Raw genomic sequence first — 8,826 nt, 5'->3', positions numbered from 1 at the left:
GCGACAGCCACGCAACGCCGATTTAGTCGATGGTTGCAACGGTCCCCGGATTAATCCACAACGGTTATACAGACCGCTGATTCAAGGGGCATTGAAGGGGTGGTCAGAATCATTGAAGTTTGCTGAGCTTAGACACAACCATGTTTAGGAATCAGTATTGCCTGAAACGGGAACGCCGTAGTCTTAAGAGGACGGGCTGTTCCCATTGCGTGGGCTATTTTAGAGCATCCTAGTAGCAGTGTCAATATTCAAGCCGTGCAAGGCACGGCTTTTGCGGGTTGGGAGCCTGATGCCAGTTGGGGTCAAAGTAATTTTGCGTAGGCAGACGAGGCTTTATCGATACCAAATTGGATGAAGTATGCCTGTCAACAGCTTGGGAGCGAATTATCGCATCCGCACTTCTGAGGGATTTCTGGATTTGGCGACCTGGGAACCGTTGGTGTCCTGTCATTGATTTTCACTTGGGACTCCGACAAGCTCTACTGCTCCAAAATGTTCGTATTCATAAAACGGACCCCTATGGCCGATGTCAATCTTGCCTTGGAATGTGTTGGAGTCAGTGGAGAACTTTGGTACATCGTCAGTAATGAAGCCACCACCCCATACGACTTTTCGTGAATATGGCTTGCGCTTTGATATTGAGGAAAGTTTTCAAGGGTGACAAGTCCAATGGTTTTGAACTTCTTAGCTCTCAGATTCGCAACTCACCTGCCTTATCCCGGTTGTGCTTGGTATAGCGCGATCGCTACTTTATATTTAACCGCTCAAGGAACGGAGGTAGTCGCTCAAGGAAAACGCCGTATGGTTGACCCTCACTGGCGCACGAGGCAGCAGCTATCTAAAAATTGGTTGGTCATGGGAAAAGAGCTGCTCTGACTCTTGGTTGGGAGTTGTTTCAAACCCTCGTTTTAAATGGTAGACCCGATCCATCTTATGCGTTCGCAAAGCGTCTGCTACGCAGAATCGCCTCTCGAAAACAGGATGAGAAAAAGAGGTATCGGTTGGAGTTTACAGTAAGGTCTTAAGACGGCTGCTTGTTGAGTTTTGTCAGTCAACCAGGTTCAATGCTGTGCCAAAGATTACTCTTTCGTAAACTTCAAGCGAAGTACTTGTTTTCCCGTTGGCTCGTGATGCTTTTCTTCTAAATACTCAAAGCCATAACTTGAATAAAACTTACGACCAATCGGATTGTCCTTGAATACTTCGACTTCAAGATTGCCATGGAGTTCTTGGGCTTTATTCATGAGTGCCCAGCCTACTCCCGCGCCCTGAAAACATGGCTGTACAAATATTGCTCCAACTTCCGAACCAATTAGAGCTATAAAACCAATAACTTGTCCGTCCTTCTCAGCTACCCAGGTATCAGCATTGGGTAAATACACATTCGGAATGTTGTAACGTTCTAGTTCTAAAAATTCTTCTGTTAAAAATGAATGAGCTATCTTTGATGCATTTTCCCATGAAGACATGACATCATTTAAGTCACTATCTTTATAGTGTCTAATGATCAACACAATGGAGGATTCCTTTTCAAGTAACACTCCCTTTAATCCTACACAAAATACTAGAAGCCGCCTAGGGTGTAATATCATTTCCGGTTAAATCCTTATACTAGGCGCGAAAGCAAGGCAGACGGCAGAAGGCAGAAGGCAGAAGTAAAGGAGTAAGGTTTCAAGGGTAATGGTTTTTTATAACTAATTATCCGAACATAATATAATACAACTTTGTTATTCCCGTAGAACAATCAATGGTCAAACCTTCCCCAATCATCCCCCCAAGGGTATTCATAATGAAGCGGGACGACTTTAAAGGATAACCCTGCTACTTCAGCTTTTTTCTTTATACCTTACTCCATTGCTTCAGGATATAGCAATCCTAAATCATTGTCTTGATGCAATAGCGAGTGGGGGAAAGCCCCTTTGGCGGCGCTGCATCATTTGTAAAATCACTGGACTTATTAAAAACTAGCTCCAACTCCGCTATCATCTGCCTTCTGCCTTCTGCCTTCTGCCTTAAAACAGCCCATTTATTTCACGAATCAGATAGGATTGCTATAGCTGCCTTCTGCCCTCTGCCTTCGATACACTTTTATTATGGGTATTCAACCGGACTTGATATAAGGGAGATTGTTGGAAATGATTAGTAAAATTAGTAATACTGGTAGTAATACTGGAAAATTATTCACTATTGGTCATTCTAATCTCAGTATTGAGGATTTTATTGCTTTACTGAAGCACCATGGAATTACAGCGGTGGCTGATGTGCGATCGCATCCTTACAGCCGTTACTTACCTCATTTTAGTCAAGCCCCCCTCAAGGCGGAACTATTGTCGGCAGGAATTCGCTATGTGTTTCTGGGTAAGGAGTTGGGAGCAAGACCGGCTGATCTCAGTTGTTATGTTGGTGGTAAAGCGTTATATGAAAAAATTGCCGCCACTGACCTGTTTTCAGCCGGTCTTAAACGGGTAATTCAAGGGGCAGAAACGTACCAAATTGCCTTAATGTGTGCTGAAAAAGACCCGATCACTTGTCATCGGACAATTTTAGTCTGCCAACATTTAGTGAAATCGGGGTTAGTGATTAATCATATTCTCAATGATGGCAGTTTAGAGTCTCATCAGGATTTAGAAGAAAGGCTGCTCAGCTCTCATGGGTTAAATGATTCCCAAATCAAACAACCGAAGCAACTTTCCCTATTTGATGATCCTACATCTATGGATAACTGGGACAATTGCTCTCGCGAGGATAGACTTAAGGAAGTTTATCATAGGCAAGGGGATACTATTGCTTATCTAGCAAAGGGAATAGGGAGTAGGGAGTAGGGAGTAGGGATAAAAAAAATGTGTGTACCTCATAAGTAATAGATATGAATAAAACTATTAATTTATTTACAATTGGGTTTACTAAAAAGAGTGCTCAACAGTTCTTTGAGCTTCTGATTAATGCTGGAGTAAGGCGAGTTATCGATACGAGACTGAATAATAAATCTCAATTAGCTGGTTTCACCAAAAACAAAGATTTTGAATACTTTTTGCAGCAAATTGGGAATATTGACTATATACATCGTCTAGAATTGGCTCCGACTAAGGATATCCTAAATACCTATAAAAAAAATAATGGCGATTGGGAAACCTACGAAAACCAGTTCTTACAATTAATTACAGAGCGTGAAATCGAAAAGACGGTATCACCAGATTTATTAGATGGTAGCTGTTTGCTGTGTAGTGAACCTACTCCCGATCATTGTCATCGCCGTTTAGTAGCAGAATATCTGAGTCAAAAATTGGGAACTATAAAGATAGTTCACCTATGATTTATCCCAAATCCCCTTTGCTAAGACCATAGAAAAATATCAAAGTCGTTGCATAACTAAACCGGATTTGGGGATCTAGGTCAGTAGTGGCGTGGCACACCTAAAAATGTAGGTTGGGTTGAGCGATAGGGAAACCCAACAAAGCTTTACTGGTGTTGGGTTTCATTCTTCAACCCAACCTACGCTTATTGCACCATTTTAGATGTGTCGGTCCAGTAGTCTAAACTAACCTTACTTGGGATTAGATAGCAGCATGACTCAGATTATTTGCTTGGCTAACTCCTGGAAGCGTGGCGAGAGATGTATCGCTGGAATTAATTCTCTGAAATGTCAATGGATTCGTCCTGTATCTGATTTACCCGATGGTCGCATTCCGAAACCAATGCGTCAAATTGCGGGAAGGGAACCAACGTTACTGGATATTTTAGATATTCCTTTGGCTAAAACTGGACCAGACTTTGGCTTTGAGTGTGAAAATCTTTTGGTATTACCAGGAGAATGGCGACGAGTAGGACAAGTTCCTGCTGGATATCTCAATAAGTTTTGTAGCAGGGAAAAATACATTCTCCATAATAATGAGCGCTATGTAACCGTGAATTTCTTGCAGTCATTACCGGTAGAGCAACGATGTACACTGCAACTGGTGAAAGCTGTGGAATTCTTGGTTCAACCTATAGGTATCAGACGTGAGGGTGTAGAAAAATGGGAAGGTTCACTGGTAACAGATTTTGGACAACAATTGACCGCTAGTATTACTGATCCAGTATTTGTAAGGTATTTAGAGTTAGGTTATCGACCGCAAAATCAGTGTTTGGTTACGGTTAGTCTCAGCATGCCTTGGCGACCTGATGATTGGAAAAAGGATGGTGACCCTTGTTGGAAGTTGATAGCAGGTGTTATTGAATTACCTAACAAATCAGGAAATAAACTTAGACTAGGAATGGATGATGAGCTACCTTTTTAGCAATTAAAGTAGGGTGGGCAAAGTAATCTAATTTAGAGTATTCAGAATAATCAAACAGTTTTTGCCCACCCTACAAGCTACAATATTTTTGAATTTAGTTTAAAAAAAATACCAATTAAAGTAGGGTGGGCAAATTAATATAATCATTATTAATAAAAATAAATAAACGGTTTTTGCCCACCCTACAAGCTAAGGAATACAGTTGCATAGTAGGGTGGGCAAATTAATGTAATTTAGAGTATTCAGAATAATCAAACAGTTTTTGCCCACCCTACAAGCTACAATATTTTTCAATTTCGTTTGAAAAAATACCAATTAAAGTAGGGTGGGCAAATTAATATAATCATTAATACTAAAAATAAATAAACGGTTTTTGCCCACCCTACAAGCTAATGGATATATTTGCCTAGCAATAATGATAGTTTTATTGATTTTTGCTACAGAGGATACGGGAATCATGTCATAAGGTGATAAACTGATAATGTAAGGCGGTGGAATAGGAGATTAAGGTGTACTAATACTTTGTGTAATTGGTATTACTAGTAACAGATGCAATTGCATCTCTATTAACTAGCTTCCTATAATCAACTAAATCATGGCTTTACCATTGTTTACTATTCACAAAGATTAATGGATAATCCCTAAGTAACCATGGGAGACCCTAGTAATGCTAGTTGAGTTCAGCGTAGAAAATTATCGCTCATTTAAAGAGCGCCAGACCTTGAGCATGGTGGCATCTAATAAAAAAAGTGGGCGGAATAGCAATAGTTTCCCGATGCCTAATGTCAAGTCTCTGCGCCTACTCACTAGCGCTGTGGTCTACGGTCGTGACAGCTCCTACACTGACCCGTTGGGTTCAGTGTAGGCTTCCCAGCCAATCCGGGCATTCCTTAGGAGGCGCTGGGCTTTAAGAACGGACTGCCCTGCCGCTCTATTTTTTATATTTATTGCCGCATTATGATCGCGGTCAAGACTGCATCCGCAATCAGGGCAATCATGCCAGCGAATATGCAGTTTTTTAGGAACTTTTTTTCCACAATTGGAGCAATTCTGTGAAGTATTATTGGGACTTACTGCAACTGCCAACAAACCAGCATTTTCGGCTTTGCTTGTAAGAATTGTAAGGAAGCTTGACCAGCCCGCATCTAACACAGATTTAGCCAATCGGGACTTAGTCAGTCCCTTTACGTTTAATTTCTCATGAGCAACAACATCGTATTTTGATAACAGATAATTTGCGGTCTTGAAGTGAAAATCTTTCCGCTTGTCTGCTACCTTTTTGTGTTGCTTCCCGAGTTGTTTAATAGCCTTAAGTCTATTCTTCCCTCCCTTTTTACGTCGAGATACTCGTTTTTGGATTACCTTTAGGCGCTTTTGACATGCGCGATAGTACTGAGGAATTTCGACAGTTTCACCTTCAGAAGTTGTCAAGAAATCCTTAAGGCCAACATCAATCCCAATTATTGAGTTCGGATTGATATCTGGTTTAACTTCGGGGACTGTCTTGTCCTCCAGGGATAAAACCAGATAATAGCCATCACACTTTTTGGTAATAGAGGCTGTTTTTATCTTGAACCCAGAAGGTATAGGGCGATGGAGTACCACCTTTACCTTGCCTATTTTAGGTAGATTGATTAAATCCCCCTCCAGGCATCCTTCTTTCATTTGAGGATAGGTAAAAGTACGGTAACGGTGCAGCTTTTTAAATCTAGGTCGCCCACTTCGTCTTCCATTACTGTCTCCTTTTATAAACCGATCAAAAGACAGCTTTACTCTCTTGACAACATCCTGAAGTACTTGAGAGTGAATCTGCTTGTACCAGGGACGAGTTTTCTTTAGGTTTGGTAAAGTCTTTTTTTGGCTGTAATAGTCAGGATTATTTCTTAATTCTGGAAGGTAACAGACAAGTGGACAGGCATTTACAGGACAACGATTTGCTTCGTACCAGTTAAACCGATCTGCTAACAAATAGTTATACTGGGCGCAGAGCATTGACAGCCAATTATCTATCACGTTTTTCTGCGCTTTCGTTGGTTTAATCTTGTACTGGTACGCTGTCCTCATTTATAGTTGCCATCTTGTTTACCGACCTATTAATATAATAGCAAGTGTATTAACAAGTGTCAATCCAAAATACCAGATAAAAAACTAGTGATTAGAATTACAGACTTCGAGAAAAGGCAGTTACAGCAAGAAGCAGATAAACGCGGCATGACCTCATCTGAATTAATAAGAAGTTTGATAGCTCCCTTCCCTATCCCAGAAGACTCTGTGTAAAATTCATCCCTGGAGACGAAAAGTTTTTGCCTCCGCCCCCCTACCGAGAATGGCAACAAAATCACTAGGGAATTCGTCAACTATCCCGAATTATGATTGGTCGCTCTACTTAGTGACTGGAATACTATGACGCTACACTCCAGACTCTATCGCTATTGTTGGTTAGGATTACTGGTGATGATTCTGCCACTTTCCGCTTGTGCTAGTGATCCTTCCCCTGAGCAGCAATTGGAACAAAACCAGGAACGTTGGGAAACTCAACAGCTAGATAACTACCGGTATACATTACAGGTATCTTGCTATTGTATTGGTGAGGTCACTCAGCCAGTTGTTGTAGAAATCCGTAATGGTGAAACGACTTCCATTGTTGCTGCTGATAGCGGCAAACCAGTTAATCGGAAATTTTTTAATACCTATGATTCCGTCTCGAAGCTATTCGATGTTGTCCAAAAGGCTATTGATAAGGATTATTATAAGCTTGATGTTACCTACGACACTACCTTAGGTTATCCAACTAAAATCGATATGGACTTTAGGGAACAGATAGCGGATGATGAAAGAACTTTGACTATTGATAATTTGGAACAATTAAAGTAAGGTGGGCAAAGAATTAAAGTAGGGTGGGCAAAGTAATCTAATCTAGAATAATCAAAAAAACTAAATGGTTTTTGCTACCAGACCGATGAGTATATGAGTAGGGTGGGCAAAGTAATATAATCTAGAATAATCCAAATAAATCAACGGTTTTTGCCCACCCTACAAGCTCACTACAAGCTCACTACCAGACCGATGAGTATATGAGTAGGGTGGGCAAAGTAATATAATCTAGAATAATCCAAATAAATCAACGGTTTTTGCCCACCCTACAAACTCTATCAATAAATTATAAATAACTAATGAAAATTACACCATTACTAATACCTATTGTGGTAGGTTGTATAGTTACTGCTGCTCCAGTAGCCTTGGCGGATAGCCCCTTAACTAGTACTCCTTTTGCTAAGGCATATAAAGATGTTGATATGATTACATATGCCTCGGTTTATGGACTTGATGATAAGGTTTTCCAAAACCTAAGCAATCCTAATATTACCCATGATGTGCGAGCAGCGATTATCAACCAACTGGGGTTTTCTGTTGAGCCAAGCGAGAGAGCTAATCAGTATCTTGAGTATATTGCTCGCAGCCGTAGTCAGCAGCCATCAACCATTACCCTTGAGATGTTAACGGCAGCCGAAGCCCTAGCGCTAGGGTATTTACTCGCGATGGATGACCCGACTTTGGAGAGTGCTGTTGCAGTAGGCAATCGCTCTAGATCAAGCAGTAGTCTGGGGCAAGTTCAGGTAGCTAATGCTCTATTATTATTGGATGCAGCAGTTGTGAAAGATCCTGAGGATTTCTCTATTGCTTTCATCCGTAGCCTGGTTCGGGCACAACAGTCATTACGGGCAGGGATTGGGAATTGGTGTGCGGTTTACCAGAATGTTTTCTCGGTATTAAAGGACTTTCCCCGTCAACGCAACATGCGCCCTGAAGCGATTGATATGGTTAACGATTATATTAGAGGCTACCGCAACTATTGCAATAGTCGCTCTATTTCTCGATGAGATGGGATTTGGAATGCGATCGGCGAAGCCGCGCCAAAGGCGATCGCAAAAGCCAATCGAGTTTCTAGTCTACAATGAGAGCGTACGCAAAACCCAATTCTCTTTCTAGTCTACTCGCTCCCCACACCCCACACCCCACGCCCCACACCCCACACTTCCCTACTCCCTACTCCCTTCCTACAACCAAATCCCACAGCACATCAATACCTCTACCCACATAGTCTGAATCCTGGTGTTGTTGAATCCATTCAATTACACTGGGGAGAATATGATTAGAGGTTTTGTCCAATTCAACCAAGGCATCGGCTGCCCTACTACGCACATCAGAGTCACTATCCTTTAGTAGTTCTAGTAGAGCCTTGACTACGGTGTCTGAGCTGTTGCCCAATTCACCCAAGGCATCGGCTGCCCTACTACGCACATCAGAGTCACTATCCTTTAGTAGTTCTAGTAGAGCCTTGACTACGGTGTCTGAGCTGTTGCCCGATTTACCCAAGGCAATAGCTGCCCTACTACGCACAAAAGAGTCATTATCCTTTAGTAGTTCTAGTAGAGCCTTGACTACGGTGTCTGAGCTGTTGCCCAATTCACCCAAGGCATCGGCTGCCCTCCAACGCACATCAGAGTCATTATCCTCAAGCAGTGCTAGTAGGGCGTTGACTACGGTG

At 41.8% G+C, this 8,826-nt stretch carries 13 protein-coding genes; 10 read left to right on the top strand and 3 right to left on the bottom strand.

Annotation, left to right across the window (positions count from 1 at the left end; all coding sequences use genetic code 11):
* Nucleotides 1-526: 526 nt before the first annotated feature.
* Both F6J99_RS36270 and F6J99_RS36265 read left to right on the top strand, forming a co-directional pair.
* Entirely contained in the window at nucleotides 527-661 is a 135-nt protein-coding gene (locus F6J99_RS36270; protein WP_293120489.1) for a hypothetical protein, read from the top strand.
* 8 nt (nucleotides 662-669) lie between these two features.
* Nucleotides 670-876 carry a hypothetical protein gene (locus F6J99_RS36265; RefSeq protein ID WP_293120487.1) on the top strand — a complete coding sequence of 69 codons (207 nt, stop codon included), beginning with the start codon at nucleotides 670-672 and terminating at the stop codon, nucleotides 874-876.
* 203 nt (nucleotides 877-1,079) lie between these two features.
* Here F6J99_RS36265 and F6J99_RS36260 read toward each other — a convergent pair whose 3' ends face one another.
* On the bottom strand, nucleotides 1,080-1,469 hold the full coding sequence (locus tag F6J99_RS36260) for a GNAT family N-acetyltransferase (RefSeq protein ID WP_293120485.1): 390 nt from the start codon (nucleotides 1,467-1,469) through the stop codon (nucleotides 1,080-1,082).
* 434 nt (nucleotides 1,470-1,903) lie between these two features.
* Here F6J99_RS36260 and F6J99_RS36255 point away from each other — a divergent pair, with 434 nt between their 5' ends.
* The 5 genes from F6J99_RS36255 (at nucleotide 1,904) to F6J99_RS36235 (ending at nucleotide 5,142) form a co-directional block, all read left to right on the top strand.
* Nucleotides 1,904-2,143: a hypothetical protein gene (locus tag F6J99_RS36255; protein ID WP_293120483.1), complete on the top strand. Its 240-nt coding sequence runs from the start codon at nucleotides 1,904-1,906 to the stop codon at nucleotides 2,141-2,143.
* Nucleotides 2,136-2,822 carry a DUF488 domain-containing protein gene (locus F6J99_RS36250; RefSeq protein ID WP_293120481.1) on the top strand — a complete coding sequence of 229 codons (687 nt, stop codon included), beginning with the start codon at nucleotides 2,136-2,138 and terminating at the stop codon, nucleotides 2,820-2,822. The genes F6J99_RS36255 and F6J99_RS36250 overlap by 8 nt, the downstream gene beginning before the upstream one ends.
* 44 nt (nucleotides 2,823-2,866) lie before the next feature.
* On the top strand, nucleotides 2,867-3,313 hold the full coding sequence (locus F6J99_RS36245) for a DUF488 domain-containing protein (RefSeq protein WP_293120479.1): 447 nt from the start codon (nucleotides 2,867-2,869) through the stop codon (nucleotides 3,311-3,313).
* A gap of 253 nt (nucleotides 3,314-3,566) precedes the next feature.
* On the top strand, nucleotides 3,567-4,277 hold the full coding sequence (locus F6J99_RS36240; RefSeq protein WP_293120477.1) for a hypothetical protein: 711 nt from the start codon (nucleotides 3,567-3,569) through the stop codon (nucleotides 4,275-4,277).
* A 667-nt stretch (nucleotides 4,278-4,944) separates the two neighbouring features.
* Nucleotides 4,945-5,142 (top strand): hypothetical protein, encoded by a 198-nt coding sequence (locus F6J99_RS36235; RefSeq protein WP_293120475.1) that lies wholly within the window; start codon nucleotides 4,945-4,947, stop codon nucleotides 5,140-5,142.
* Here F6J99_RS36235 and F6J99_RS36230 read toward each other — a convergent pair.
* The gene (locus F6J99_RS36230) at nucleotides 5,115-6,341 is read right to left on the bottom strand and encodes a transposase (RefSeq protein WP_293120473.1); all 1,227 of its coding nucleotides are present in this window, start codon (nucleotides 6,339-6,341) and stop codon (nucleotides 5,115-5,117) included. The genes F6J99_RS36235 and F6J99_RS36230 overlap by 28 nt on opposite strands.
* A gap of 87 nt (nucleotides 6,342-6,428) precedes the next feature.
* On the opposite strand from F6J99_RS36230, the gene F6J99_RS36225 reads away from it, so the two are divergent.
* From F6J99_RS36225 to F6J99_RS36215, 3 genes are all read left to right on the top strand, one after another.
* Nucleotides 6,429-6,554, top strand: a complete 126-nt coding sequence (locus tag F6J99_RS36225; protein ID WP_293120471.1) for a ribbon-helix-helix protein, CopG family — start codon at nucleotides 6,429-6,431, stop codon at nucleotides 6,552-6,554.
* A 126-nt stretch (nucleotides 6,555-6,680) separates the two neighbouring features.
* Nucleotides 6,681-7,151: a DUF6174 domain-containing protein gene (locus F6J99_RS36220; protein ID WP_293120469.1), complete on the top strand. Its 471-nt coding sequence runs from the start codon at nucleotides 6,681-6,683 to the stop codon at nucleotides 7,149-7,151.
* Nucleotides 7,152-7,450: 299 nt separating this feature from the next.
* Nucleotides 7,451-8,158, top strand: coding sequence for a hypothetical protein (locus F6J99_RS36215; protein WP_293120467.1), 708 nt, complete (start codon nucleotides 7,451-7,453; stop codon nucleotides 8,156-8,158).
* Between the two features lie 166 nt (nucleotides 8,159-8,324).
* Here the strand turns inward: F6J99_RS36215 and F6J99_RS36210 are convergent.
* Nucleotides 8,325-8,826 (bottom strand): HEAT repeat domain-containing protein (locus F6J99_RS36210; RefSeq protein WP_293120465.1); only part of this gene is annotated, 502 nt, incomplete at its 5' end.

Origin of the sequence: Moorena sp. SIO4G3 (assembly GCF_010692305.1) — a bacterium.
Taxonomy (GTDB): domain Bacteria; phylum Cyanobacteriota; class Cyanobacteriia; order Cyanobacteriales; family Coleofasciculaceae; genus Moorena; species Moorena producens_A.
The sequence above is the reverse complement of the archived record's forward strand: the minus strand, read 5'-3'. Positions and strand labels throughout refer to the sequence as shown.

Bases quoted from the DNA above. Each gene is read 5' to 3' on its own strand.
- F6J99_RS36270 (WP_293120489.1), top strand. From the start codon at position 527: ATGTCAATCTTGCCTTGGAATGTGTTGGAGTCAGTGGAGAACTTTGGT.
- F6J99_RS36265 (WP_293120487.1), top strand. From the start codon at position 670: ATGGTTTTGAACTTCTTAGCTCTCAGATTCGCAACTCACCTGCCTTAT.
- F6J99_RS36260 (WP_293120485.1), bottom strand. From the start codon at position 1,469: ATGTCTTCATGGGAAAATGCATCAAAGATAGCTCATTCATTTTTAACA.
- F6J99_RS36250 (WP_293120481.1), top strand. From the start codon at position 2,136: ATGATTAGTAAAATTAGTAATACTGGTAGTAATACTGGAAAATTATTC.
- F6J99_RS36245 (WP_293120479.1), top strand. From the start codon at position 2,867: ATGAATAAAACTATTAATTTATTTACAATTGGGTTTACTAAAAAGAGT.
- F6J99_RS36240 (WP_293120477.1), top strand. From the start codon at position 3,567: ATGACTCAGATTATTTGCTTGGCTAACTCCTGGAAGCGTGGCGAGAGA.
- F6J99_RS36235 (WP_293120475.1), top strand. From the start codon at position 4,945: ATGCTAGTTGAGTTCAGCGTAGAAAATTATCGCTCATTTAAAGAGCGC.
- F6J99_RS36230 (WP_293120473.1), bottom strand. From the start codon at position 6,341: ATGAGGACAGCGTACCAGTACAAGATTAAACCAACGAAAGCGCAGAAA.
- F6J99_RS36220 (WP_293120469.1), top strand. From the start codon at position 6,681: ATGACGCTACACTCCAGACTCTATCGCTATTGTTGGTTAGGATTACTG.
- F6J99_RS36215 (WP_293120467.1), top strand. From the start codon at position 7,451: ATGAAAATTACACCATTACTAATACCTATTGTGGTAGGTTGTATAGTT.